Source organism: Mycobacterium sp. NTMscope_Eco_3, from assembly GCF_976985685.1.
The window spans coordinates 628,297-653,917 of the sequence record NZ_CDRJYZ010000001.1; the positions used below are offsets into that span (position 1 = coordinate 628,297).

Annotated in this window: 21 protein-coding genes; 12 read left to right on the forward strand and 9 right to left on the reverse strand. The window is 68.0% G+C overall.

Annotated elements, in window-relative coordinates:
• Nucleotides 1–5: 5 nt before the first annotated feature.
• The gene (locus AC0KTM_RS03100) at nucleotides 6–602 is read right to left on the reverse strand and encodes an alpha-ketoglutarate-dependent dioxygenase AlkB (RefSeq protein ID WP_225328025.1); all 597 of its coding nucleotides are present in this window, start codon (nucleotides 600–602) and stop codon (nucleotides 6–8) included.
• Nucleotides 603–698: 96 nt separating this feature from the next.
• Between AC0KTM_RS03100 and arcA the strand changes: the two genes are divergently transcribed.
• Nucleotides 699–1,913, forward strand: a complete 1,215-nt coding sequence (arcA, locus tag AC0KTM_RS03105; protein ID WP_225328026.1) for an arginine deiminase — start codon at nucleotides 699–701, stop codon at nucleotides 1,911–1,913.
• A gap of 73 nt (nucleotides 1,914–1,986) precedes the next feature.
• On the opposite strand, the gene AC0KTM_RS03110 is transcribed toward arcA, so the two are convergent.
• Nucleotides 1,987–3,519, reverse strand: coding sequence for a dolichyl-phosphate-mannose--protein mannosyltransferase (locus AC0KTM_RS03110; RefSeq protein WP_472417361.1), 1,533 nt, complete (start codon nucleotides 3,517–3,519; stop codon nucleotides 1,987–1,989).
• An 82-nt stretch (nucleotides 3,520–3,601) separates the two neighbouring features.
• Here AC0KTM_RS03110 and rsmI point away from each other — a divergent pair, with 82 nt between their 5' ends.
• Nucleotides 3,602–4,438 carry a 16S rRNA (cytidine(1402)-2'-O)-methyltransferase gene (rsmI, locus tag AC0KTM_RS03115; protein ID WP_472414939.1) on the forward strand — a complete coding sequence of 279 codons (837 nt, stop codon included), beginning with the start codon at nucleotides 3,602–3,604 and terminating at the stop codon, nucleotides 4,436–4,438.
• A 16-nt stretch (nucleotides 4,439–4,454) separates the two neighbouring features.
• On the opposite strand, the gene AC0KTM_RS03120 is transcribed toward rsmI, so the two are convergent.
• The 3 genes from AC0KTM_RS03120 to AC0KTM_RS03130 are packed head-to-tail and all read right to left on the reverse strand — an operon-like array spanning nucleotide 4,455 to nucleotide 7,829.
• A complete protein-coding gene (locus AC0KTM_RS03120) occupies nucleotides 4,455–5,711 on the reverse strand; it encodes an aminodeoxychorismate synthase component I (RefSeq protein WP_225328028.1) in 1,257 nt (418 codons plus the stop codon).
• Nucleotides 5,712–5,727: 16 nt separating this feature from the next.
• A complete protein-coding gene (locus AC0KTM_RS03125; protein ID WP_225328029.1) occupies nucleotides 5,728–6,645 on the reverse strand; it encodes an RNA polymerase sigma-70 factor in 918 nt (305 codons plus the stop codon).
• Entirely contained in the window at nucleotides 6,642–7,829 is a 1,188-nt protein-coding gene (locus AC0KTM_RS03130) for an NAD(P)/FAD-dependent oxidoreductase (protein ID WP_472414941.1), read from the reverse strand. The genes AC0KTM_RS03125 and AC0KTM_RS03130 overlap by 4 nt, the downstream gene beginning before the upstream one ends.
• Nucleotides 7,830–8,194: 365 nt before the next feature.
• Between AC0KTM_RS03130 and AC0KTM_RS03135 the strand changes: the two genes are divergently transcribed.
• Together AC0KTM_RS03135 and AC0KTM_RS03140 are read left to right on the forward strand one after the other, a co-directional pair.
• Nucleotides 8,195–9,868 (forward strand): hypothetical protein, encoded by a 1,674-nt coding sequence (locus AC0KTM_RS03135; protein ID WP_472417363.1) that lies wholly within the window; start codon nucleotides 8,195–8,197, stop codon nucleotides 9,866–9,868.
• A 123-nt stretch (nucleotides 9,869–9,991) separates the two neighbouring features.
• Nucleotides 9,992–11,857 (forward strand): putative bifunctional diguanylate cyclase/phosphodiesterase, encoded by a 1,866-nt coding sequence (locus tag AC0KTM_RS03140; protein WP_225328031.1) that lies wholly within the window; start codon nucleotides 9,992–9,994, stop codon nucleotides 11,855–11,857.
• 22 nt (nucleotides 11,858–11,879) lie between these two features.
• Here AC0KTM_RS03140 and AC0KTM_RS03145 read toward each other — a convergent pair whose 3' ends face one another.
• Nucleotides 11,880–12,674 (reverse strand): FkbM family methyltransferase, encoded by a 795-nt coding sequence (locus AC0KTM_RS03145; RefSeq protein WP_238958241.1) that lies wholly within the window; start codon nucleotides 12,672–12,674, stop codon nucleotides 11,880–11,882.
• Between the two features lie 237 nt (nucleotides 12,675–12,911).
• On the opposite strand from AC0KTM_RS03145, the gene AC0KTM_RS03150 reads away from it, so the two are divergent.
• The 6 genes from AC0KTM_RS03150 (at nucleotide 12,912) to AC0KTM_RS03175 (ending at nucleotide 21,405) form a co-directional block, all read left to right on the forward strand.
• Nucleotides 12,912–14,588 carry a hypothetical protein gene (locus AC0KTM_RS03150; protein WP_472414943.1) on the forward strand — a complete coding sequence of 559 codons (1,677 nt, stop codon included), beginning with the start codon at nucleotides 12,912–12,914 and terminating at the stop codon, nucleotides 14,586–14,588.
• Nucleotides 14,589–14,767: 179 nt separating this feature from the next.
• Entirely contained in the window at nucleotides 14,768–16,234 is a 1,467-nt protein-coding gene (locus AC0KTM_RS03155) for a tyrosine-protein kinase domain-containing protein (RefSeq protein ID WP_472414945.1), read from the forward strand.
• Between the two features lie 53 nt (nucleotides 16,235–16,287).
• Nucleotides 16,288–17,739, forward strand: coding sequence for an O-antigen ligase family protein (locus AC0KTM_RS03160; protein WP_472417365.1), 1,452 nt, complete (start codon nucleotides 16,288–16,290; stop codon nucleotides 17,737–17,739).
• A gap of 15 nt (nucleotides 17,740–17,754) precedes the next feature.
• A complete protein-coding gene (locus tag AC0KTM_RS03165; protein ID WP_472414947.1) occupies nucleotides 17,755–18,768 on the forward strand; it encodes a glycosyltransferase family 4 protein in 1,014 nt (337 codons plus the stop codon).
• Nucleotides 18,769–18,784: 16 nt separating this feature from the next.
• Nucleotides 18,785–19,711, forward strand: a complete 927-nt coding sequence (locus tag AC0KTM_RS03170) for an aldo/keto reductase (RefSeq protein ID WP_238958238.1) — start codon at nucleotides 18,785–18,787, stop codon at nucleotides 19,709–19,711.
• 8 nt (nucleotides 19,712–19,719) lie between these two features.
• On the forward strand, nucleotides 19,720–21,405 hold the full coding sequence (locus AC0KTM_RS03175; RefSeq protein ID WP_472417367.1) for a GMC oxidoreductase: 1,686 nt from the start codon (nucleotides 19,720–19,722) through the stop codon (nucleotides 21,403–21,405).
• Between the two features lie 14 nt (nucleotides 21,406–21,419).
• On the opposite strand, the gene AC0KTM_RS03180 is transcribed toward AC0KTM_RS03175, so the two are convergent.
• Complete coding sequence (locus tag AC0KTM_RS03180) at nucleotides 21,420–22,295, reverse strand: hypothetical protein (protein WP_472414948.1); 876 nt, start codon at nucleotides 22,293–22,295, stop codon at nucleotides 21,420–21,422.
• Nucleotides 22,292–23,413, reverse strand: coding sequence for a Gfo/Idh/MocA family protein (locus AC0KTM_RS03185; protein ID WP_472414950.1), 1,122 nt, complete (start codon nucleotides 23,411–23,413; stop codon nucleotides 22,292–22,294). The genes AC0KTM_RS03180 and AC0KTM_RS03185 overlap by 4 nt, the downstream gene beginning before the upstream one ends.
• 212 nt (nucleotides 23,414–23,625) lie before the next feature.
• Between AC0KTM_RS03185 and AC0KTM_RS03190 the strand changes: the two genes are divergently transcribed.
• Both AC0KTM_RS03190 and AC0KTM_RS03195 read left to right on the forward strand, forming a co-directional pair.
• A complete protein-coding gene (locus AC0KTM_RS03190; RefSeq protein WP_472414952.1) occupies nucleotides 23,626–24,081 on the forward strand; it encodes a UDP-N-acetylglucosamine--LPS N-acetylglucosamine transferase in 456 nt (151 codons plus the stop codon).
• Nucleotides 24,078–24,563, forward strand: a complete 486-nt coding sequence (locus tag AC0KTM_RS03195) for a glycosyltransferase (RefSeq protein ID WP_225328041.1) — start codon at nucleotides 24,078–24,080, stop codon at nucleotides 24,561–24,563. The genes AC0KTM_RS03190 and AC0KTM_RS03195 overlap by 4 nt, the downstream gene beginning before the upstream one ends.
• Before the next feature lie 8 nt (nucleotides 24,564–24,571).
• Here the strand turns inward: AC0KTM_RS03195 and AC0KTM_RS03200 are convergent, their stop codons facing one another.
• Nucleotides 24,572–25,615 carry a glycosyltransferase family 4 protein gene (locus AC0KTM_RS03200; RefSeq protein ID WP_225328072.1) on the reverse strand — a complete coding sequence of 348 codons (1,044 nt, stop codon included), beginning with the start codon at nucleotides 25,613–25,615 and terminating at the stop codon, nucleotides 24,572–24,574.
• Between the last annotated feature and the right edge of the window lie 6 nt (nucleotides 25,616–25,621).

Below are 25,621 nucleotides of genomic sequence, written 5' to 3' on the forward strand. Positions count from 1 at the left end.
CGTTTTCAGCGCACGCCGCGCGGCCGGAATTGGATGCTCACCCGGGGACCGACGGCTGCCGCCGTCTTGGGCACGGCGTGCTCCCAGGTGCGTTGGCATGACCCGCCCATCACCAGCAGATCCCCGTGCGCCTGCGGCAGCCGCAGCGACGGGCCGCCGCCGCGGCGCCGCATCGCGAACGCGCGGGTGGCGCCGAGGCTGACGATCGCCACCATGGTGTCCTCGGAACTGCTGCGGCCAATCGTGTCGCCATGCCAGGCCACGCTGTCGGAGCCGTCGCGATAACAGCACAATCCCACCGTGGTGAACGGCTCACCGAGTTCGCCGGCGTAGATGTCGTTGAGCCGCCGCCGCAGCCGGGCCAACATCGGGTGCGGCGGGTCATCGACGGTCAGGTCGTGAAAGCTCACCAGTCGCGGCACGTCGACCACCCGGTCGTACATCTGGCGGCGTTCCTCGCGCCACGGCACGGTCGACACCAGGGCGTCGAGCAGGTCGTCCGCGTCCGTCAGCCAGCCGGCGCGGATCTCGATGAACGCGCCGTCGCCGAGCTGCCTGCGCTCGGTGTGCTGGAACAGGGAGCCTTGAACCGCAACCTCCACGCGACCGAGTTTATCGCACATCCGTTCGATGGCGCCGGGGCGCGCGACGGGCGTGTGAGGGGCCCGTCCGGCCCGCGCCGCCGCTACGGTTGAGGCGTGGGTGTGGTGGAGCTGGGTACCAAATCCGAGGTCGGCGCGCTGCGCACCGTCATCGTGCACCGGCCGGGCGCCGAGTTGCTCCGGCTCAATCCGCGCAACGTCGACCAGCTGCTTTTCGACGGCCTCCCGTGGGTGGCCCGCGCGCAGGACGAGCACGACCAGTTCGTCGAGGTGCTGCGTTCCCGGGGGGTCGAAGTGCTGATGCTGTCGGAGCTGCTCACCGAGGCGCTGACGCACAGCGGGGCCGCGCGGATGCAGGGCGTCGCGGCCGCCGTGGACGCGCGTCGGCTCGGAGTGCCACTGGCGCAAGAGCTTTCGGCGTACCTGCGGGGACTGGAGCCGGCCCGGCTGGCTCAGGTCCTGATGGCCGGCATGACGTTCAACGAGTTGCCCGCGGACACCCGCACCGACGTGTCGTTGGTGCTGCGCATGCACCACGGGGGCGATTTCGTCATCGGCCCGCTGCCCAACCTGGTGTTCACCCGCGACTCGTCGATCTGGATCGGCCCGCGGGTGGTGATCCCGACACTGGCGCTGCCGGCCCGGGTCCGTGAGGCGTCGTTGACCGACCTCATCTATGCCCATCACCCGCGGTTCACCGGGGTGCGGCGCGCCTACGAGTCGCGCACCGCACCGGTTGAGGGCGGCGACGTGCTGCTGCTCGCGCCCGGTGTGGTCGCGGTGGGGGTGGGGGAGCGCACCACGCCCGCCGGTGCGGAAGCGTTGGCCCGCAGCCTGTTTGACGACGACCTCGCGCACACGGTGCTCGCGGTGCCGATCGCGCAGCGGCGCGCGCAGATGCATCTGGACACGGTGTGCACGATGGTCGACACCGACACGGTGGTGATGTACGCCAACATCGTCGACACGCTGTCGGCGTTCACCATCCAGCGCACCCCCGACGGCGTCGCCATCAGCGACGAGGTCCCCTTCCTGGAGGGCGCCGCCAAGGCGATGGAGATCGACAAGCTGCGGGTCATCGACACCGGGCTCGATCCCGTCATCGCCGAACGCGAGCAGTGGGACGACGGCAACAACACGCTGGCGCTGGCGCCCGGAGTGGTCGTCGCCTACGAACGCAACGCGCAGACCAACATTCGCCTGCAGGACGCCGGCATCGAAGTGCTGACCATCGCGGGATCCGAATTGGGCACCGGCCGCGGCGGCCCCCGCTGCATGTCGTGCCCCGTCGCCCGCGACGCAATTTCATAACGCCGCGAAACTGTAACTGGCAACGCATTTCCCGAGTGACCCCGTCGCTGGTTGCAGCCTCGGGGCAAAGGCATCAGCGCCAGCTGGGCAGCCAGATCTCCATGTTCCACGTCTGTTGCGAAATCGGCATACCGGTGAGCACCGGGAACAGCCAGGCGAAGTTCGTCACCACCAAGGCCACATAGGCGCAGACGGCGATCAGCCCCAGCGTGCGTCGTTCCGAGTTGACGCCGGGCCCCCGGGCGGGGGCTCCCGGGGTGTAGAGGATATCGCCGCAAATCAGCGCGATGGCCATCACCAGGAACGGAGCCATGGTCGCCGCGTAGAAGAAGTACATCTGCCGATCGATGTCGGCGAACCACGGCAGCCACCCCGCGCAATAGCCAACCAGCACAGCGGCGTAACGCCAATCGCGGCGCACCAGCGTCCGCCACAGCGCGAAGATCAACACCGGTACCGCCAGCCACCACATCGCAGGCGTACCCACCAGCATCTCGGCCTTGACGCAGGACTGGGCGCCGCACCCGGGCACGTTCTGCTCGTCGATCGCGTAGAGCACCGGCCGCAACGACATCGGCCAGCTCCACGGTTTCGACTCCCACGGGTGGTAGTTGCCGGCCGAATTCGTCAAGCTCTGGTGGAATTGAAAAGCCTTGGCGGAGTAATGCCACAGCGATCGGATCGCGTCGGGCAGCGGGATCAGCGAATGCGGGCCGATCGTCTGGCCCACCTCGTGCCGATCGATGGCGGTCTCGGAGGCGAACCACGGCGCGTAGCTGGCCAGGTACACCAACACCGGGATGAGGCCCAGCGCGTAGCCGGTGGGGATGAGGTCGCGCCGCAGGGTCCCCAGCCAGGGCCGGTCCACCTGATATTGCCGCCGCGCGGCCACGTCGAACGCCAGCGACATCGCGCCGAAAAACACCACGAAGTACAGGCCCGACCACTTTGTGCCGCAAGCCAATCCGAGCAGGATCCCGGCGCCGAAGCGCCACCACCGCACACCCAGCCGCGGGCCCCATGCCGTGTCGGCGATGCGGCCCTGCACCAGCGCGACGTGCATTCGTTGCCGCACCTGGTCGCGGTCGACGATCAACGCGCCGAACGCGGCGACCACGAAGAACGTGAGGATGCCGTCGAGCAGCGCGGTCCGCGAGGCGACGAAGCTGACGCCGTCGCAGATGACCAGCACGCCGGCGATCGCGCCGATCAGCGTCGACCGGCTGATCCGTCGGACGATCCGCATCACCAGCGCCACCATGACCACGCCGAGCAACGCGCCGGTGAACCGCCAGCCGATGCCGCTGTAGCCGAAGATCGCCTCACCGATCGCGATGAGCTGCTTGCCCACCGGCGGGTGGACCACCAGACCGAACCCCGGATTGTCCTCCACCCCGTGGTTGTGCAGCGCCTGCCAGGCCTGCGGGGCGTAATGCTTTTCGTCGAAGACCGGCGTGCCGGCATCGGTGGGCGAGCCCAGGTTCAGGAAGCGGGTCACCGCGGCCGCCACGGTGATCACGCCGGTCGCCACCCAGCCGCGGACGTGATCGGTCGGCCCGAAATCGGCCACCGGAACCCGCGGGCCCGGGCTGACGACGGGGACCACGCGCTGCTTCTCGGCGCCCCCGATGGTCAAGGGGGATTCGCGGGGCGGGGCAGTCATCGGTGTCGATCGTAGGCTGTCGACCATGACCACCGGCCGCCTGTTGCTGGGCGCGACCCCCTTGGGCCAGCCCTCGGACGCCTCGCCCCGCCTCCTGGACGCGCTGGCCAGAGCCGACGTGGTGGCCGCCGAGGACACCCGCAGGGTCCGGACGTTGGCCCACGCCCTCGAGGTGACGATCACCGGCCGGGTGATCAGCATGTTCGACCGGATCGAGGCGACGCGGGTGGAGTCGCTGCTCGAAGCGATCACCGCGGGCGCGACCGTGCTGGTGGTCAGCGACGCCGGGATGCCCGTCATCAACGACCCCGGGTTCCGGCTGGTGACGGCGTGCGTCGAGGCCGGCCTGCCGGTGCACTGCTTACCGGGGCCCTCGGCGGTGACGACCGCGCTGGCCCTATCCGGCCTACCGGCGGAGAAGTTCTGCTTCGAGGGGTTCGCGCCGCGGAAGAAGGCGGCGCGGCGAACCTGGCTGGATTCGCTGGCCGACGAGCGCCGCACCTGCGTGTTCTTCGAGTCACCGCGCCGGTTGTCCGGTTGTCTGCAGGACGCGGTCGAACGGCTCGGCGGCGCACGCCGGGCCGCGGTGTGCCGGGAACTGACCAAGGTGCACGAGGAAGTGGTGCGCGGATCGCTCGACGAACTGGCGGCGTGGGCGGCCGACGGTGTGCTCGGCGAGATCACCGTCGTGCTGGCCGGTGCGACGCCGCGCGCCGACCTGCCGTCGCTGGTCGCCGAGGTCGAGGAGATGGTCGCGGGCGGTGCCCGGGTCAAGGACGCCTGCGGTGAGGTGGCGGCCGCGCATCCCGGGGTGCGGTCCCGTCAGCTTTACGACGCGGTCCTGCAGTCTCGCCGCGTTTAGCGGCGGGCCGCCGCCATCAGGACAAGCCCGCCGGGGCGGCGGCCGCGATCGATGGCAGCCCGACGATGGGCGACGCCTTGTGCAGGCATTCGGCCCACTCGGCGTCGGGGTCGGAATCGGCGGTGATCCCGCCGCCGACACCCAGCACCGCCCCGCCCGCGGCATCGAATTCGACGGTGCGGATCGCGACGTTGAGTTCGCAGCCGGCGACCGGTGAAGCCAACCCGATTGTGCCGCAATAGATTCCGCGACGGTGCGGCTCCCACTGTGAGAGCAGTTGGCGGGCACGGTGTTTGGGTGTCCCGGTGACCGACGCCGGCGGAAAGGTGGCGTCCAGCAGCGCCGACGTCGGCAACTCGACCGGAACCTGGGCCGCCACCGTGGACACCAGGTGCCACACGCCCGGTGCGCGGCGCACCACCAACAGCTCGGGTACGGTCACCGAACCGACGATCGCCACGCGGCCGAGATCGTTGCGGACCAGGTCGACGATCATGATGTTTTCGGCCACCTCTTTGGCCGACGCGCGCAGCGCCGACGGCCAGGCGTCCAGCGGCAAGGTGCCCTTGATGGGGCTGGAGGTGACGGCCGTCCCGCGCCGCCGCAGGAAAAGCTCCGGCGACAGCGACGCCACCGCGCCCCAGGGGGCCGCGATGTAGGCCGCCCGGGCCGGGGAGGTGCGGGCGACGCCGTCGATGAAGAAGTCGAGCGAAGAACCGGTGACCGTGCCGGTGAATTGGGTGCACACGCACGCCTGGTAGACCTCGCCGGCGCGGATGGCCTCCAGGCAGGCGAGCACCCCGTCGCGGTGCGCGGACCGGTCGGCGACGCCCCACTCGATCCGGCACTGCCGCGCCGGTGCCGCCGGGGCGGCCAGTGCGGTGGCGAGCCAACCCGGCATCGGCGCGCCGGACAGGCTTTCGTACCACCAGTGCCCGTCGCGGTCGCGCCGCAGCACGCAGTCCGTCCAGCCGCCCGCGGCCTCGGGGATGCGGTTCGGATGCGCGTCGGCACCGGGGTCGGGATACGACAGGTAACCGATCCACCCGCCGCCCACCGCGCGCGGCTCCGGCGTCCGCGAGACCTCGACGGCGAACACGTCGTCGACGCCCACCGGCCCCACCGACACGCTCGGCGCGATCACCGCCAGGGCACCGAACCACTCGCCGGTCAGCGCCGCCGGCGGCGGCAGACCCAACCGGGTCGTGGCGTCACCGACGGCGCGCAGCACCTGGGGTGCGGCGCCGAGATCGCCGAGCCGGTCGATGCGCACCGCCCCAGTCTGCCGCTCACCCGCGGCTGATGTCGCGAGCGGTGGCCAGCGCCGCCAGTTTGCGCGGGTTGCGCATGACGTAGAAGTTGGTGATCTTGCCGTCGGCGATCTCCAGCGTGATCACGCCTTCGAGCTGCTCGCCGAGGTAGAGCAGCACCGCCGGGGCGCTGTTGCAGGTCACCGTGTCCACGCGCAGGGTGGGCATCTCCGTGGCCCGGCGCATCAGGCCGGCGATCGCCCGGGCCACCTTCTCGGCGCCGATCACCGGCCGGCGGGCCGCGCTCACCACGCCACCGCTGTCGGCCGTCCAGGTGGCGTCCGGGGCCAGCATCGTCATCAGCGTCTCGACGTCGCCGCTGGCCGCCGTGGCCAGGAACTGCGCGGTGATCTCGGCGTTGCGTTCCGGGTCCGCCGCCTCGAATCGTCTGCGCCGGGCCCGCACGTGTGCACGGGCCCGGTGCGCCACCTGTCGCACGGTGGGGGCCGGTTTGCCGACCGCCTGGGCGATCTCGCCGTACTCGAAGCCGAACACCTCGCGCAGCACGAACACGGCCCGCTCGTCGGGACTCAGCGTCTCCAGCAGGACCAGCATCGCCATCGAAATCGACTCTGCGAGAACGACATCGGTGGACGGATCCTGCTCGTCGAGCAGCAGCGGCTCGGGCAGCCACGGACCCACATACTCCTCGCGCCGCCGGGCGTCCGCCCGCAGCGCGTTGAGCGCCTGCCGGGTGACCAGCTGGGCCAGGTAGGACTTGGTGTCGCGCACCGTCGCCAAGTCGACGGCCGACCACCGCAGATAGCTGTCCTGCAGCACGTCGTCGGCCTCGGTCGCCGAGCCCAGCATCTCGTAGGCGATGGTGAACAGCAGTGGCCGCAGCAGGGTAAACCGTTCGGCGTGCTCGTCGGGCGACGAGCGGCCCGCTGAGGTCATCGCAGCGCGATCCGCTCGTCGACGGGTGACTGCGCGGGCCGCTTGCCGCCCTTGAGCCAGAAGTACGAACCGGGTTTGGCGGCCTCGCGCCGGATCGTCCACAACGTGGCCTTGCAGATCGTCTCCTTGAGCGACGCCGCCGCCCGGCCACCGAGGTACATGTTCACCGGGGTGTCGTCGGTGCGCGCCAGCTGGAAGGTGGCGTGCGTGCGGCCCAGGCTGATGCATTGCCCGACGAACGCCTGGCTCAGCGCCGCGGGCGCGTCCCCGGCGATGCGGCTGAGCACGGTGTCGGCGGCCTGGGCCCCCATCGGCCCGGCGGCCTGGCAGCTCATCCGCAGCGGCTGACCCGACGGCGCGGCGGCGTCACCGGCGGCGACGATGCGGTCGTCGTCGATGCTGGTCAGCGTTTCGTCGGTGAGCAGCCGGCCCATCGGGTCGGTGCGCAGCCCGCTGCGTGTGGCCAGATCGGGCACGGTGAATCCGGCCGTCCACACGGTGGCAGCGCTGGGCAGCACGGCGCCGTCGCTGAGCACCGCCTCATCCCAGCGCACCTCGGCCACGGCGACGGATTCCAGCACGGTGACACCGAGGCGTCGCAGCCGCTTGGCCACCGAGCGACGGCCCCGCTTGCTCAGCGACGGGCCGAGAACGGGGCCGCAGACCAGGGTGACCGGGCGTCGTTGCTCGGCGAGCTCGGAGGCCATCTCGATGCCCGTCAGCCCGCCGCCGACCACGGTGACGGGCGCGGGCAGCGGCAGATCCGTGAGCGCGTAGTGCAGTCGCTGCGCGCTTTCCAGGTCGGCGACCGAATGAGCGAACTCGGCGAAGCCCGGCACCATCGACGGCGTCGCGCCGGTGCTGCCGACGGCGTAGATCAGGTAGTCGTAGTCGACCTCGAAGCCCGAGCCCAGCAGCAGGCGCCGGCCCGGCGCGTCGATGCCGTCGACCGTGTCGACGATCAGCTCAACCCCGTCGCCGAGCAGCGTCGCGTAATCGGCGGTCGCGGTGCCGGTGTCGGCGACCAGCTGGTGCAACCGGATGCGCTCGACGAAGACCGGCCGGGGGTTCACCAGCGTGACGTCGATGTCCGGGCGCTGGCGCAGACGGTTAGCGGCCAGCGTTCCGGCGTATCCGCCGCCGACGACGACGACATGAGTTCTTTGAGGGGCCACCTCGGTCATGGCTGTCTCCTATTCGTGAGGACCTGTGCCCTTGAGACACCGCAGACCGGCCGAGCGTGACAGCGGCACCGCTATTGTGACCGGTCTCACTGCACACGGGCGGACGGAAGGGGCCGTCTCAGGAGCGCACCCCCGCTGAGCTGCGGCGGAGCGGCGCCGGAACGCGCGTGATACGCTGCGCTACGCCAATTCGCGGCCCGCCCCCGGGTCGGATACACGCACCAGACAACCCACGAAATATCGGGCCACGTGCATGCGCATCGGTGTGTATTGGGGAGAAGCAGCCTTGACGACGACCATCTCTGCGAGCGGCCGCGTGCCTGTGTCGTTGAGCGTTTCGTCGGGTGTGATCTGACGCGGTGACGATGTTGTGCTCATGGAGGACAAGCGCGCTTGCCGCTGTCGTGTGCGCGGCGCTGGCGTTGAGCGGATGCGGCGGCAAAAGCGACCCCGGGCCGCTGTCCGCGATGGTCAGTCCGGCCATCCCGCCCACCGCGCAGGAGATTCCGAACCCGCTGCGCGGACAGTACGAGGAAATGCTGAATCCGCTTTTCCCACAAGGAAATTCGGCGCAGCAGCGATACTCCTCCTGGCCCGCGTCCTACGACGCCAGCCTGCGTGTCTCGTGGCGGCAGCTGCAGCCCGTCGATCCGCGCACACTGCCCCCCGACGCGCCCGACGACCGCAAGTTCGATTTCAGCGCGATCGACGACGCGCTGAACAAGCTCGGGGCCCGGAACATGCGGCTGACCCTCGGCGTGTATGTCTACAAGTCCTGTTGCAACGACAGCTATTCCGACAACACCAACATCGCGATCCCGGACTGGGTGCGCCCGTTCGCCGCCAGCTATCCCGCGCCGGCGAAGGGCTCGGCCCCCGGAGTCACGCAGGTGGTGCCGAATTTCAACGACCCCGACTACCTCAACGGGGTCAGTCAACTGCTGGCCGCCCTCGGCCGTCGCTATGACGGCGACGAGCGCCTCAGCGTGTTCGAGTTCTCCGGATACGGCGACTTCGGCGAGAACCAGGTCGCGTATCTGCGCGATTCGCTGAGCGCGCCGGGACCCGAACCGAACGACAGCGCGGCAAAGCTGGGCTATTACAGCCAATTCCGCGACCAGAGCATCACCAAGGCCTCCATCGCGCAGTTGGTCGCGGCGAACACGAATGCGTTCCCGCACACGCAATTGGTGGTGGCCCCCCAGAATCCGGAGATCGTCCGCGAATTGTTCGCCGACGACGTCACCAAGAAACTGGCGGCGCCCGTCGGCATCCGCGCGGATTGCCTCGGTGCGCAGGCGCCGTTGCCGGAATGGGCCGACGCCAGCGACTCGCATTACGTGCGCTCCAACGACGCCGTCGTCAACGCGATCAAGCAGCGGCTCACCTCGGCGCTGGTGATCAGCCAGTGGTGCCGGTTGCCGATCGGTGCGGACCCCCGGTCGTACTACGAGAAGGGGCTGCACGACGTCATCAGGTATCACGTGTCGATGACCTCGAGCGCCGACTTCCCCGACCGCGATGCGGCCTCGGCGATGGATCCCAAGCTGTTTCTGCTGTGGGGTAAGGCCAATACCTCAGCGGGCTACCGGTACTCGGTCGAGGCGCAGCCGGGATCGCAGTCGATCCAGGGCAAGGTGGCGACGATCTCGGTGGCGTGGACCAATTACGGCTCGGCGGCGGCCACCGAGCACTGGGAGCCCGGTTACAAACTGGTGGACTTCTCCGGGGCGGTGGTTCGCAGCGTGCCGGCGACGGTGAATCTGACGAAGCTGGTCCACGACGAGACCAGCCAGTCGCGTGAGGAACCGGTTCCCGAATCGTCGAGCGAGTCGGTGCACGTCGACGTCACGGGCCTGGCGCCCGGCCACTACACGCTGCGGGCCTCCGTCGAATGGCGACAACACAAACCGGGCGCCTCGCACGTCGTCAACTACGCACCCATGGCCCTGGCCCGGGACGGCCGAGACGGTTCGGGGCTGTACCCGATTGCCACGCTTGACATCCCGAGTGACTCGGCCACGGCAAACGGTCAGTAGCGACCTTTCGCTCGCTGCGTGCTTTTCGTAACCCCGGATGGGCGCGGTCCTGCGTGATACCGTTCTCGGACATATTTCGACGTCGGGACCCAGACGGGATAGTGCCCCGTATCGGAGGAGTCCGTGCCGCGCAGCCTGAACCTGGTGGTCACCTCCGTCGCCACCGCGCTGATGGAGGCCACGGCACCCACCGCGACCTCGGTCAGCGAAAAGGTACTCGCGCAGCTCGTCGAGCAGTTCGACGTGGACGCCAGCTTCCTGCGCCACCACGACAACGAAGCCGCGACGTCGGCGGTGGTCGCCGAATGGCCGCGCCGAACCGACGGCCCGGATCCGGATCTGATGGCCGCCCTGCAATGGGACGGCCTCGAGTCGGTGCTCGCCCAGTGTGAGCGCGACCGCCAGCCGGTGGTGACGCCCCCGGAACGGCCCGACGGGTGGGTGCGCCGCGCGCTGAGCCGGGCCACGGCGCCCGCGTCGCCGTCGGTAGCCGCCGCCCCGCTGGTGTCCGGCGACGCCTGCACCGGTGTGCTCGGCTTCGTCAAGCTCGGCGCCCGCAAGTGGAAGCAGGAGGAGATCAACACCCTCGAGGCGGTAGCCGCGCTGTTTGCGCAGCTCCAAGCCCGCATCGCGGCCGAAGAGCGGCTCCGCTATCTCGCCGAGCACGACGATCTGACCGGGGTGTACAACCGCCGGGCGCTGGTCGCGCACCTGTCCGGACGCCTCGCGGCGGGAAGCCCCGGGCCCGTCGCGGTCTTCTACCTCGACCTCGACCGGCTCAAGCCGATCAACGACTACCTCGGCCACGCCGCGGGTGACTGGTACATCAGGGTCTTCGCGCAGCGCATCGAGGAGTGTGCGGGAACGCCGAGCATGATCGCCCGGCTCGGTGGTGACGAGTTCGTGGTCATCCCCGATGAGCCGATGTCGTCGGAAGCCGCCGAGGCGTTCGCGCGTCGCCTGTCGACGATGCTGTGCGACCGGCTGACCATCGGCGGCCACGTGATCAGCCGGACCGTCAGCATCGGGCTCGCGGTGGGCACGCCGGGGTCGGACAACTGGACCGATCTGCTCCGTCGAGCGGACGAGGCCGTGCTGACGGCCAAGCGTGCCGGCGGCAACCAGACGGCGGTGTCCACCGACGACATGTCGCTCAAGCGCGCCTTCCGCAACGACATCGAGCTGCACCTGCAGGGCGACATCGGAAGCGAAGGTCTGCTGCTGCATTACCTGCCCGAGGTCGACCTGTGGACCGGAGCCATCGTGGGTGCGGAGGCGTTGGTGCGCTGGCGGCACCCGATCTGGGGGCTGCTGCTGCCCGATTCGTTCATCGGTGTGGCCGAATCGACCAACCTCGCCGCGGAGTTGGGCGGGTGGGTGATGCGCAACGCCTGCGCCGAGTTGAGCCGGTGGCGCGCCAACGGCGTCGGGCACGGCGCCACGCTGCGCATCAATGTGTCGCCCATCCAGCTGATCAGTCGTGGCTTCGTGGAAAGCGTCGCGGACACGATCGGCGAGTTCGGCATCGATGCCGGTTCGGTGTGCCTGGAGATCACCGAGCGCGCCGTGGTGCACGACATCGAAACCACGCGAAAGACCTTGGCGGAGCTCAAGGACGTGGGCGTGCAGATCGCCATCGACGACTTCGGCACCGGCTATGCCGTCCTGTCCCACCTGAAGTCCCTGCCGGTCGACATGCTCAAGATCGACGCCGGGTTCGTGCGTGACGTCGGCACCGACGCCGGCGATCTGGCGATCGTCCGCGCCATCATCGGGCTCGCCGAGGCGTTCGGCCTGGAAGTGGTCGCCGAGGGCGTCGAGACCCCCGCTGCCGCATTGACTTTGATGCAACACGGGTGCCATCGCGCGCAAGGCTTCCTGTTGTCGCGTCCCCTGCCCGGCGACGCGATGGAAGCGCTGCTGTCCGCGCGCTGGATGCCGATGCCGTTTCTCGCCGATCGCGAGTCGTCGTCGCTGGGCTCGACGTAGCGGCGCGGATCGCGGTGGCCGCTCAGCCTTGGGTGGGCAGGAAGGCGAAGTTGTTGACGTAGGTGCCGTGGCCGGCCCAGCCGTCCTCCCGGCTGCCGACGTTGGCCGGGTCCTGGTGCCGGGCCGGGTCGAACTCGGCGATGGGCCGCCGATCGCCACCGAGTTCGAAGTAACCCGCGTAACCGAGTCCGGTCAGCAACGCCGTGATGTCGGCGACGGCGTTGGGATGATGGCGCTCCTCGGCTTCCACCACAATCGCGGGTCGATTGCGGGCGAGCGTCTGTGTGGCGCCCTGCAATACTGCGAGTTCGTGGCCTTCGACGTCGATCTTGACCAGGCCGACGTCGTCGAGATGCAAGTCGTCGAGGCGCTTGACCGGCACGTCGATGCTGCGAATTTCGTCGCCGTCGACGTCGGCGAGTTGATTGCTGGTGTCGATTGTGCTTCGGCCCGGCTCGGATTCGACCACCCGCATGGCGATCCTGCCGGGTTTGTCCGACAGCGCCACCGCCTCCACCTGGACCGGGGCCCCGACGGCGTCGAACATCGCGGCCAGATCGCGGGCCTGCGCCGGCCGCGGCTCGAACGCGATCACCGATCGCGACGACGCCACCATCGCAATCGTGAATTCGCCGAGGTCCGCTCCGATGTCCAGGGAGATCAGGTTCGGATCGCACAACGACGCCACCAGCGCGACGTCCGAGCGGGATTGCCCCAGGCGGTGCAGAATTCGAAATTTCCGCCGCCAGAACAGGCGCGGTGCAAGTGTTTTTGCCGCCGGCGCGAGCCAACTTTTGGCCGAGCGTGCGACAGCCATCTGCTGTTCTCCTGTCCGATGCGGAGCCCCAGCTTAGTCGACGCGGGCCTCCGCAATCCTTAAAGCGCCCTCGAAGTCGACGAGCTTTTGGGTGCGTGCCCCCAATTCAGCTATACGGCGTGGGCCCGGACTGTAGCCTGTTGTCACCCTTGATATCCCGCGCAACGTAGCGAATCGCGAACCGCCAGAGAGGTAGCAATAGATGCATTTGTCGGGCACGGTTTAGCACAACCAATTATGGTCCGGACAATTAGGAAAATTCTCCTTGTCGCCGCCGTGTGCGTGACGTTGGTGCTCGACGGATGTGATGGCCGCAGCGACCTCGATCCGCTCGCCCTGATCGGCAGTCCGGCCATTCCGCTGTCCGTGCAAGACGTGCCGAACCCACTGCGCGGCCAGTACGAAGATCTCCTGCAACCGCTGTTCCCGCAGGGCAATCCGGCACAGCGGCGCTACCCGGCGTGGCCCGCGTCGTACGACGCCAGCCTGCGAGTCCCCTGGCGCCAGTTGCAGCCCACCGATCCGAGCACACTGCCGCCCGACGCTCCTGACGATCGCAAATTCGATTTCAGCGTGATCGACGACGCGCTGACGAAATTGGCCAGTCGAAACATGCGCCTGACCCTTCGCGTGGTCGCCTACAACTCCTGTTGCGACACCGTCTATCCGAACAACACCAACATCGCGATGCCCGACTGGATGCGCCGCGCGGCCACCAACTACTCCGGTCCACAACGCTATTGGTGGATGCCCGGCGTGACCCAGGTCGTCCCGAACTGGAACGATCCCGCCTACCTGAACGCCTTCGGCCAGCTGTTGGCCGCGTTGGGCCGTCGTTACGACGGCGACGAGCGGCTGAGCGTCTTTGAGTTCTCTGGCTACGGCGATTTCAGCGAGAACCACATCTCCTATCTGCGTGACACACTCGGCGCGCCGGGTCCGGCACCCGATGAGAGCGTCGCGAAGCTGGGGTATTACAGCCAGTTTCGTGACCAGAACATCACCGCCGGGTCCGTTCGGCAGTTGGTTGCGTCGACGGTAAACGCCTTTCCCCACACGCAATTGGTGACGACGGCGTTGAACCCGGAGATTGTGCGCCAGCTGATCGCCGACGATGTCACCAAGAAGCTCTCCGCGCCGGTGGGCATCCGCGCGGATTGCCTGGGCGTCCAGGACCCGTTGCCCGCGTGGGCCGAAAGGGACGGTTCCCACTATGTGCAGTCGAAAGATCCGCTGGTCGGCGCACTGAGGAACCGGCTGGCGTCGGCGCCGATGATCACCGAGTGGTGCCAGCTGCCCGGGGGGACCGATCCGCGGACCTACTACGAAAAGGGCCTGCAGGACGTCGTCAAGTACCACGTTTCGATGACATCGAGCTTCAACTTCCCGGCCGTGGATTCGGCCACGCCGATGGATCCGGCGCTGTACTTGCTGTGGGCGCAAGCGAACGTCGTCGCCGGATACCGGTATTCGGTCGAGGCGCGGCAGGAATCGCAATCGGTGAAGGACGGGAAGGCGACACTGGCTGTCACGTGGACCAATTACGGCGCGGCCGCCGCGACGGAAAACTGGGTCCCCGGCTACCGGCTGGTCGATTTCTCGGGCGCCGTGATCCGCACGTTCCCCGCGACCGTGGCGCTGAAAACCCTGGTCCAAAGCCCATCCGGTGACGGCTCCCGCAAGGAGCCGATCCCGGCGTCGTCCACGGAGTCCGTCCACGTCGACCTGGCGGGTTTGGCACCCGCGCACTACACCTTGTGCGCCTCGGTCGATTGGCAACAGCACAAGCCCGGCGCGTCCCATGTGGTGAACTACCCGCCCATGCGGCTCGCGCGCGACGGGCGCGACGGCAACGGGTGCTATCCCATCGCGACGCTGAACCTGTCCCGCGAAGTGTTGACTCGCGCCCCTTGACGATGACGGCCCGCGCGCCGCGTCACCAATTACGCGGTAATCAACCGGGGCAGCGGGACTGCGATTCCGCCAAAGCCTGCCTGATGATGCTGCATAATCTGCAGGGAGTATGGGCGGCTGGTGGTCCAAAACCGAAGAGTTTTCTTCCCGCCGAAGGCTTTTAGAAAGGTTAATAGCCGATGGATTTCCGTACCTTCGTCCGGATTCTCGGCGCGCACTGGAAACTCGCCTTGACCGCACTGCTGGCGTGCACCGTCGGCGCCGCGTTCGTGACCGCACTGCAGACCAAGCACTACCAGTCGTCGGCCACGGTCCTCATCTCGTTTTCCGGTGCGACCGACCTCAACGAGGTGTACAGCGGGACCCAGGCCGCACAAGAACGGCTGTCGTCGTATGCCCAAATTGCCGGCGGCCACATCGTCGCCGAGCGCGCCATCCATCAGCTCCAACTTCCCATGCGCGCCGATGATCTGCTGAGCGAAACCCAAGTGAAATACACGCCGAAATCGGTGCTCTTCACGATCAGTGTCAAAGACACCGACCCGGCGCGCGCCGCCGCGCTGGCAGGCGCCATGGCCGGTCAGTTCAGCGCGATGCTTCCGACGCTCGCCCCGAACACCGCTGCGAACGGTGTGGGCGCGCCGATCACCGGGGGGCCGCGACCCGAGGTGGTCGAAACGACGACGACGCCATCGGGTCAACCGTCCGACGTGCCGGCATCGGCAGGACCCACGGGGAAGCCGTGGCCCTCGGCGCGGGCGACCATGGTCGAGCCGCCCCGCGTACCGAAAGTTCCGATTTCGCCCGTGCCGCTGCGAAACATGGCGATCGGGTTCATCGCCGGTGTGCTGTTGGCCATCGCGGTGGCGCTGACCCGCGAGGCCGGCGATCGCACCGTGCGCACCCGCGCAAAGCTGGAGGAACTCTCGGGCTTGCCCACGCTGGCGGAGCTGCCGGGAAAGCGCGGCGGCGCTCCGCGGTTCGGCACCGACACCGCATTCGACGACGCGGTGCGGGGCATGCGCACCCGGCTGCTCAGGGCGATGGGACCCAATGCCCGCCAGGTGCTGGTGGCGGGGCCGTTCGGTGGCGAAGGAACGACGACGACGGCGATGAATCTGGCGCTCGCGCTGGCCGAGATGGGCGAAGACGCACTGCTCGTCGAGGGCGACAGTCGCCGACACGTGATCGCCGGTCTGCTGAGGGTCGAATCGGGGGAGGGACTTGCCAACGCGCTCGCCAACCCCGACGCCGCCGCCCAGGCGGTGAAGCCGACGCCGATTTCGAAGCTGTTCATTCTCGCGTCGCGGTCCGCCCGGCGCGAGAGCCTGCCGCCCAGCGCGTACCTGCCGGAAGTGATCGACCGAGTGGTGCAGGAATTGTCGTCACGTTTTGATCGGATCGTGGTCGATGGGCCGCCGGTGCTTGCCACCGCCGACACCGGTCTGCTGGCCGGCGCCGTCCCGGCCACGGTGTTGGTGGTTCGGGCGAAGCGCACCACCGCGGACGAACTCAAGGACGCGTTGACCGCCCTGCGTGCGGCCGGCGCGCAGGTCGTCGGCATTGTGCTGACCGACGCCCGCCAGTCGCTGCACATCAGGGCCGCGGACCGTGCCTACCGGTCAAAGGTCAGCAGGCCGGCGTGATCCCGTACCTGCGGGCCCGTCACCGCCTGGCAGTGGATGGAGCTCTGCTGGCGATGTTCGTGTTCGGCTGCTTCGCGTTCGGCGTGTTCTCGGTGCGCCGAACCACCGAGGGCGTGCTGCTGACCGCAGCGTTGTTCTGCGTGGTCGTCTACTGGGTGAAACCCGAAGGGATGGTGGGGGTCACGCTGTTCGGTGTGTTCGCGGCACTGCCGGAAGGCCTGCACGTCGGGAAAGTCTTTGGGCCGCTGACGATTTACGCCTACCACCTGGCTGCCATCCTCGCGATCTGCTACCTGATTCCCACCGCGAAACCGCGGTCGTCGGATTTCGTACTGCCGGGGATCCTGGTGGCGGCGGTGCTGTGGTCCACGGCCACCGGATTCGCCACGGGCAACCCGGAACTGACGGTGACCCGTGAATCGACCACCATGATCGAAATGGCCATTGGCTTCGTGCTGGCGATGTTTGTCGTCTACAGCGGTCATGTCAGATTTTCGATTCGGGTGATGATCGTGATCCTGTGGTTTTCGGCGGGCATGGCGATCATCAGCTCGCTGTACGCCATCCGGCTGGCCGGTCGGGCGGAAAGCCTGGAGGGGACGACGGGTGCCGGCCAGGCCGTGCGCATCATCCTGTCCACCCAGACGCCGGCCACCGCGGTGCTGAGCGCGCTGGTCGCCGCCCCGATCGTGGGCCGCGTCCGACCCATGGCCTATCTCGCGTTGGGCGTTCCCGCGCTGAGCATTTCGCTGCTGTCCTTCTCCCGCAACACGCTGATCTCCATGGGGGTGGCGGCCGGGGTCGCATTGCTCGGCAGCTTGAGTTGGGCGGCCGTGCGGCGGGCGGTTGTGGCCGCTACCGTCGGCCTGGTTCTCGTCGCGGTGACGGTGCCCGGGTCGCTGTTTTTACTACAGCGTTCGAAGACCGGGGCGTGGCTGGCCGATCAATACGTCGCCTTCAATCAGCGGGTACTCGGCGGGGTTACGTCGAGTGCGCTCGCGGTAGACGATTCGGCGCTGGAACGACTGCGGGAAATCAATCTCCTCAAGGAGACCATCGCCCAGGCGCCGGTCTTCGGCCATGGACTGGGCTTCGTGTATCAGCCGCCCACCGGCGACGACGAATTCCATCGGTACCTTTATCCCGCCTATTCCCACAACTTCTACCTGTGGTGGTTGGCCAAGGCCGGGGCGGTGGGCATGGCTGCGTTCGTCCTGTTCGCGCTCACGCCGGTGATCCTGGCGCTGCGTTGCGCCCCGACGCCCGCGAAAATCAGTGCGGCGGTCGCGGCGGGCCTCTTGGCGATATCCGCCGTGTGGCCGTTGCCGGAGATGCCGATGGACGCCTTGGGGTTGGGCATGGCGCTGGGGGCAGCGATGGGATACGCCGGCCTGCGGCGCCGGGGCGCGGAGGGCGGCCAACCCGAGGACAACTCCGCGCCGGCGCCGACCGCGACGCCCGGCCCGACCCTCAACACCAGGGTCGGCGTGGTCGCTTCCCCCTAGACGAGCGTGGCCAACATGATCGCAGTGACACACGTCGGACCCGACATGTACAGCATCGGCGGGACGCAGTCCGTCATCCGCGTGTTGCGCGACAACAACATTGGTGCCGACGACATCCGAGTCCTGTCGACGTGGAACGGCAACGGCCATCTGAAGAACCTGTTTCTCACGGCACGCGCGGGGATTTCACTGGGCCGGACCCCTCTCCCCACCGTCGTGCACTTCCACATCTCCAATGGCGGGGCCTGGCTGCGCGAAGGACCGTTGATCCGATTGGCCAGGGCCAAGGGCTTCCGGGTGATCGTCACCCTCCATGGCCCCGACTTTCCCGAGTTCGCCAGGGCGCACCCCCGCTTCGTCGGTGCGACGTTGAAGCGTGCGGACCATGTGATCCTGTTATCGGAGGAAGCGCGCGCCGCCGTCGCCGAGGTGGCGCCCACGGTGCGGACCGCCGTCGTGCCGAACCCGATCGTGGTGGACCGGGATGCGCCCGGGGCCGGCTCTACGCCACCCGTGGCGCTCTTTGCGGGCACCGTCGGTCACCGCAAAGGTGTCGACAGGCTTGTCGCGGCCTGGCGGCTTCTTCTTGCCGAGGGTATCGAAGGCCGTTGTCGGATAATCGGTCCCATCGACGACTACGTTCCGCCCGAGACGGAACGGCTGAGCGTCGAAGGTCCGATACACCCCGACATGGTCCGTGGGCTGCTGCGCTCGGTTCGGGTGGTTGTGCTCCCGTCGTTTGCGGAGGGAATGCCGATGATCCTGACCGAGGCCCTGGCCGGCGCGCGCCCGTTCGTGGCGACACCCGTCGGCGGTACGGCAGAGATCGCGCCGGACCCGGGCATGCTCGTCCCGGTCGACGATGTGCCCGCGTTGGCGAAGGCGATCGGTCGGTACCTGCGCGACCCGCAGCTGGCCGAGCGTGACGGGTTGCGCGGCCAAGCGCACGTCGCGGCGACACGAAGCCCCGACGTCATCGACGCCGAGCTTCGCCGGATCTACCTGGGCTGCGACATTGCGGCGGGTTGAACTGCAGGGACCGCAATTGGCGGTCAGCGCAATCGGTTTCGGATGCGGCGCACTGATGCAGTCGCCGTCCCGCAAGGAACGGATGGCGGTGCTCGCCGGCGCCGTGGACAGCGGCATCACCCACTTCGACACCGCGCGGATGTACGGGCTGGGGATGGCCGAGGCGGAGCTGGGGGCCTTCCTGCGCACCGTCGACCGCGACAGCGTGACCATTGCCACCAAGTTCGGCATCGAGGTCGGCGGCGCGGCGCGGCGGCTCGGCCGATTCCAGGCCCCGGCCCGAGCGCTGCTGAAAAAGGCGCCCGCGCTGCGCCGTATCGTCAAGCGGCGGCAGGCGCCGCCGGCGACCGGCCGGGTGTACGACGCGGCCGTCGCGGCGCGCAGCCTTGACGAGAGCCTGGCGGCCCTCGGCGTCAACTACGTCGACATCCTTTTCGTGCACGCCCCACGGCCTCAGGACACCGTCGCAAGCGGCGAACTCCGCGAATTCTTTGAGCGGGCAAGCCAACAGGGGAAGATTCGCGCCTGGGGTGTCTCGCAGGACGAGGGGCTCGACGTCGACTTCGTCCGCGCATTCGCGCCGCGGGCAGTCAGCCAACTCCGCAGCGACTTGCTCAATCCTTCGCCGCGACCGGCCGATCTCGCGTTCGGTGTCCTCGATGGTCCGTACCGGAAGCTCTCGGGCGCCCTGCTGGCGGACCCTGGATTGGCGAGGCGCTGGCGCGAAGCCCTGCAGGCCGATCCCCTGGCCCCCGGCGTGCTGCCCAGGCTGATTCTCGCCTCATCCTTCGCCGCAATGGGTTGCCGCGCAATCCTTTACAGCACCACCAGGCCCCAGCGGGTCTCCGAAGCCGCGAACGCCGTCTCGTCGCCACCCGATGCCGAGACCCTCACACGGTTCCTCGCTCTCGTCAAGGAGTTTCGAGAGGGTGCAGCGGCGTGATTCGCGACATGAAGGACTTCGCCGGCGGCATGAGGATCGAGGCGGACGTGGTGGTCATCGGGGCCGGCCCGATCGGCATCGCGACCGCGCTGGAACTCGTTGGTTCGGGCGTGCAGGTGGTCCTCCTCGAGAGTGGCCTCGAACGCAACGATGCGGCGGCGCAAGCGCTTGCGATGTTCGATTCGCGGCACGACGACTACTTCCATTCGCGTAGCGAGTTAACGGTCCGCCGGCAGGTCGGCGGAACGTCGGCGCTCTGGGGCGGACGCTGCGTCAAGTTCGACCCCATCGATTTCGAGGATCGATCCATCACCGCGCAGGCGCCGTGGCCCATCGGACACGACGATGTCGAGCCGTATCTCCAGCGGGCCTGTGATTGGGCGGTGTGCGGTCGGGCGGCATTCAATGCGCGCGACCTTCCCGAGATCGCGCATCGCGACTTGATCGGGGGGCTCCCCGACGGTGACGTGCGCACGACGGATCTCGAGCGCTGGGCGCTACCAACCCGGTTCGGGCGTCGGTACCGCACGACGTTGCGGAAAGCTCCCCTTCTCACGCTGTGGACCGGCCTCACGTGTACCGAAATCGTGACGAAACCGGCCGGCGACGCCGTCGACCACCTGGTGGTCAAGGCGCTCAACGGTGGCAAGGGGACAGTGGTGGCGACGGATTACGTCATCGCGACCGGCGGTTTGGAGGCCACCCGCCTGCTGCTGGCGTCGGATCGCCATCACCCCGGGGGGCTGGGGAACGCGGGCGGGCACCTGGGGCGCTGGTACATGGCGCACGTCGAAGCCCGGGTCGCGCGCGTGCAATTCACCACCGACGAGGTCATCCACGGCTACGAGCGGGACAACGACGGGGTGTATGTTCGCCGGCGCTTCACCTTCCACCCGCAGCTGCTGCGCCAGAACGGAATGCCCAACGCCGCAATCTTCTTGGTGAATCCGCCGATCAGCGACCCGAGCCACGGAAGCGGGATCTTGTCCGGGGTGTACCTGACGCTGATCTCCCCGATCGGCCGTTTCCTGCTCGCCGGGGCGATCCGCGAGGCGCACACCAAGACGGACGGGTCGCCACGGATCCTCGCGCATCTGGGCAATGTTGTGCGAGACCTGTTCGGTTCCCTCGGGTTCGCCATCGTGTTCTGCTACGCGCGCTTCGTCCGCAGGGGCCGCAAGGCGCCCGGGTTCTTCGTGAAGAGCGCCGACAATCGCTACCTGCTCCAGTACCACGGTGAGCACCTTCCGCACCCGGAGAGCCGGGTCGAACTGACCGATGAGCGAGATGCCCTCGGCATGAGGAGGATTCGCACCCGGATGCACTTCTCCGAAGCCGATTACGCGAGTGTGCGCAGGGCCATCGTCGCGGTCGATGAACACCTTCGTCGCCACGGTGTGGGATACGTGGAGTGGCTGACCGACGACGTCGAAGCCTCGGTACGTGCCTACATGGAGAAGCGGGCCGGTTTCCACCAGGCGGGAACCACCCGGATGTCGACATCGCCGGAAGGCGGCGTCGTCGACCCGCACCTGCAAGTCCACGGCGTTCGCGGGCTCTACGTTGCCAGCACCTCGGTGTTGCCGACATCGAGCCAGGCCAACCCGACGCTGCTCGGGATCGCGCTGGGCGTGCGGCTCGCGGAGCGTCTGGCTAAGGCGCGAACAGCCTGCACGTCAACGGATTCAAGCTAACCCGCGTCAAGGACCTACGTCGGAATCGGCCAGAGCTCGTCGATCAGGGACTTCGTCTGCCGGATGTTCGCACGGCTGGATGCGCCGAATACGATCGAATGGATCTGCGGCTGGCCGCACACGTAGTCGATGGCCTCGCGGGGCGGGATCGCGCCCGAGGCGAGCACCGACATCGCGATCAGCCGGCAGCGGCGCTCACGAATCGTCCTCTCGTAGAGCTCGATGCCGCCACACATCCGGAAGCCGATCTTATTGAAATTGGCGCACACGATCGGGTTCTCGATTCCCTGTCCGTCGAGGGCATCGAGCAGGCGTGGGAGATTCATCGTGATGAAGCCCGGCTCGGCACCGTACTTGAGCCGCACGTGGTCGGAGAAAAACCGGAAGCCCTCGTTCATGCCCAGGCCGAGAAGCAGGTCGGTGACGACGTTTTGAATGAAGATGACGGGCGTGGACAGTCCGGCGAACATCTTCATCTCGGCGTCGACCAGAAGCTGCATGATCGGCTCGATGTCCTTGCTCGCGATGGCGACACCGCCCTTGAACATCGACTTGACGGCCCCGTCGTCGGGCAGGAACTTTCGGAGCGCCTCCACCATGCCGAACTCGGTCACGGCGTTGGCGTACTTGTGGGCATACGGCATGCACGGGTAGAAGACGTAGTCGGGGTATCGGGTTCGGTTGGCGCGGAAATGATCGCAGATTTCGCCGACACGATCGTGCGTCGTGCAGACGAACGTGCGGATGCCTTCCTGGTACGCGGCGTCCAGCGTCGCCAGCACGGCCGGCAGGTGCTGAAACCGTATCGCCTGCGCGCGCGCTTTGTCCTCGGACATGTGGTTGACGCCGAAGAATTGGTTGTCGCCGAAGAGCACCCGGTCCATGGTCACGACGCCCTCGGGGAGGTGAGTTTCCTGATGCGCGCGACGAGCTCGCGCCGCAGCGAGCCGCGCGGGGAGCCGTTCGCGGCCGCCTGCGGCGGCGGGGGACCTCCGCTGACGGCGGCACCGGTGATCATGTCGACCACACGATCGACGTCGAGCGCCGAGCGAAATGTGTTCTGGCCATTCACCCGGTTGTGCTTGATGCTCTGGGCGAAATAGTCGATCTGCGCCGAATACTCCTCGCCCCGAAGGTAATACCAGACCTCGTCGGTGAGATCGGTCGTGTAGCGGATCGTCCATCCCGGCCCCAAATCGGGAAAGCCGGGGTGCGTCTCGCGAAGGTAGATCTGGCATTCCTGACGATCAGCGACGACCCGGCCGTTGGTTCCCCACGCCGAGACCTTCGTCGACATCTTGCGAAAGCTCTCGTCGCTCCAGTTCACGCACAACTGGCCGCTTGCGCCGTTGTCGTAGCGCATCGTGCAGTAGACCTCGTCGTCGACGTCGCGCGAGAAAATGCTGTGCCGGACGACTCCGTCGACCGAATGGGGCACGCCGGCGATGAAGTTCATCAAATCGATGGCGTGGCAGGCGTAGTCGTAGAGGGCGCCCCCGCCTTCGGCCTTCACGCCGCGCCACGTGCTTCCCTTCGGGCGGAGGACGACCGGGCCGTATGCCTCGGCGCGCACGTGGTGCACCTGCCCGAGAGCGCCCGACGCGACGATACGTGCCGCCTCTTGGAAGGCGCCGATGAAGCGGCAGTGATAGCCGACCTGCGTGACGAGTCGATTGCTCTCCGCGAGCGTCACAAGTCGCTCCCCGTCCCGGACATCGAGGACGAACGGTTTCTCGCAGAAGACGTGTGTCCCTCGGGCAAGGGCTTTTTCGACCATCGGCGCATGGAGCCGTGACGGAACGGCGACGACAACCGCTTCGGCCTTCGTCTGTGTCAGCAACCGATCGAAATCGTCGTAGCACTCCAGACCGGTGTACTTGCCCAGGATGTCGCGCACATAGCCGGCGGAGTCACAGACGCCGACCACGTCGAGGTCCGGGTGCGTGCGAAGGATCGCAAGGTGCGAAAGACCCATCTTGCCCAGACCGACTATGGCCGTTCGAATCATCGTCCGCGCCTTTACTCACTCCGAGTGCCGCATCGGCAACGTGTACGGCCCGCCAACGTGGACGTTAGCATCCGGCCGGATCCTCATCGCGAAATCTCGTCGATCTCTTTGCTGTCGGCATCCCGGCGCAGGCCGCGACGGGAGTTAGTCTCTAACACGGGATCGTCGCGACGTTGCCGGAAGATCGGCGCGCGCCTCAACCGAGGGGAGACATGGGCCGGCTGCTCCTCATCGCGTCCTCCGGCGGGCACATTTACGAGATGTTCTGCCTGCGGGAGTTCTGGCAGGACAAAAATCGGTTTTGGGTGAGCTTCGGGACCGCCGACGCCCGTTACCTGCTGCGCGACGAGCAGGAGGTCTACTGGGCCGCGCACCCGACGGTCCGCAACGTGCCCAACCTGCTGCGCAATCTATTGCTGGCGCTACGGCTTTTGATCCGCCACCGCCCCGCCATGATCCTGACGACCGGATCGGGCGTGGCGGCCCCCTTCCTCTGGCTGGCCTGGCTGCTGCGGATTCCCACCGTGTTCATCGAATCGATCACCCGCATCACCGAGCTCTCGCTCACCGCCCGCATGGTGAAGCCGTTCGCCTCCCGCTTTCTCGTGCAGTGGCCCGAGTTGGCCGACCGGATTCCCCGCACCGAGTACCACGGGAGGATCGTGTGATCTTCGTGATCATGGGGATGGAGGTCCATCCCTTCGACCGGCTGGCGCGCGCGGTGGACGAGCTGGCGCGCACGGACGCGGTGGGGGAGGACTTTTTCGTCCAGCTCGGAACCTGCAAGTTCGAGCCGCGCCACGCCGCGTTCGAGCGCTTCCTGTCCTTCGGGGACGTGTGCACGCAGATCCGGCGGGCCTCCGTCACCGTCACCCACGCCGGCGCCGGATCGACGCTGCTGTGCGTCGAGCAAGGAAAACATCCCGTGCTGGTGCCGCGTCGCTCGTCGCGCGGCGAGCACGTCGACGAGCACCAGCTGCCGTTCGCCGAGAAGATGGCGGATGCGGGACTGGCGACCGTGGCCCGAGAAACCGAGGAGCTTCCGGCGGCCATCGCGGCGACGCGGTCCCGAGCGGCCGCACCCGATGCGCTGGGCCGGGCCCGCGAACTGACCGGATGGCTGGAGACGTTCTGGCGGGGCCTCGCCTGAGCGCCCCGTCACCGTCGCCCATCCAGCACCTGGGTGATGACGTCCAAAAAGCGCACGGCGACAAGGTCAACGGCGCATCGGCGCGCGTAGTGGCGCGCCGCGTCGGCCCCGAGCTGAGCCGCGGTCACCGGATCGGCCAGGAGGTCGAATGCGGCGGCGAGCCCGGCGACGTCGTCGACGCCGACGGGGGCCAAACCCGGCGGCTGGTATTCGGGCAACGCGCCGGCGGTGGACACGATCGGCATCACGCCCAGCTGCATCGAGAGCGATTGCACGCCGCTCTGTGAGGCGCGCCGATAGTGGGCGATCGACCCTTTGGCGGCGGCCAGTGTGGGGATGACGTCGGCGTAGCGGAAGCTGCCGTTGCGCCAGCGCGTGTGTTTGGGCAGGGCGTCGGCGTCCAGTGGCCCGTCGCCGATGAGCACGAGGTTGTCGCCGCGCCAGCCCCCGCCGACCACATGTCGCTGCCAGGCCGCCAGCACGACATCGACGTTCTTGTAGGGATTGAGACGGCCGAACATGACGAAATCGCGGCGCCCTTCGGGCCTGACGAACGGTGGAACGCGGTCGAGATCGAGGTCGCTGGCCAACGGCACGACATGCACCGGCGTGCCGGCGACGTCGCGGCGCGCGGAGATGGCGGCCGCGACATAGTCGCTGTAGGTGATGGTGGCGGCCGAATGCGCGGCCCAGCGGTCGAATACGGCGCGTTCGTAGGCCGGCGTCAGTTCGTGGGGGTCGTGCGGTCGATCGTCGTGCACCACCTGAATACGCGGAGTGCGGCCGGCCAACGCGATCCAGCGTGGATCCCGCACCAACTCGGCGATAACAATGTCAGGGCGGAACCGTCGGACGCGGCGCCAGGCTTTCAGGGTCGGCAGCCAGGTCGCGGCCGTGCGGAATCGCGGGTCGAGCACCAACTCGTAACCGCGCGCGGCGTCCGACTCCGGGTGCTGATCGGAGGTGACCAACAGAACGTCGGCGCCCTGGCGCTGTAGCGCTTCCGCCTGCACCCGCACCGCCGGTCGCGTCCATGGCGAAAGCCACAGCACCCGAGG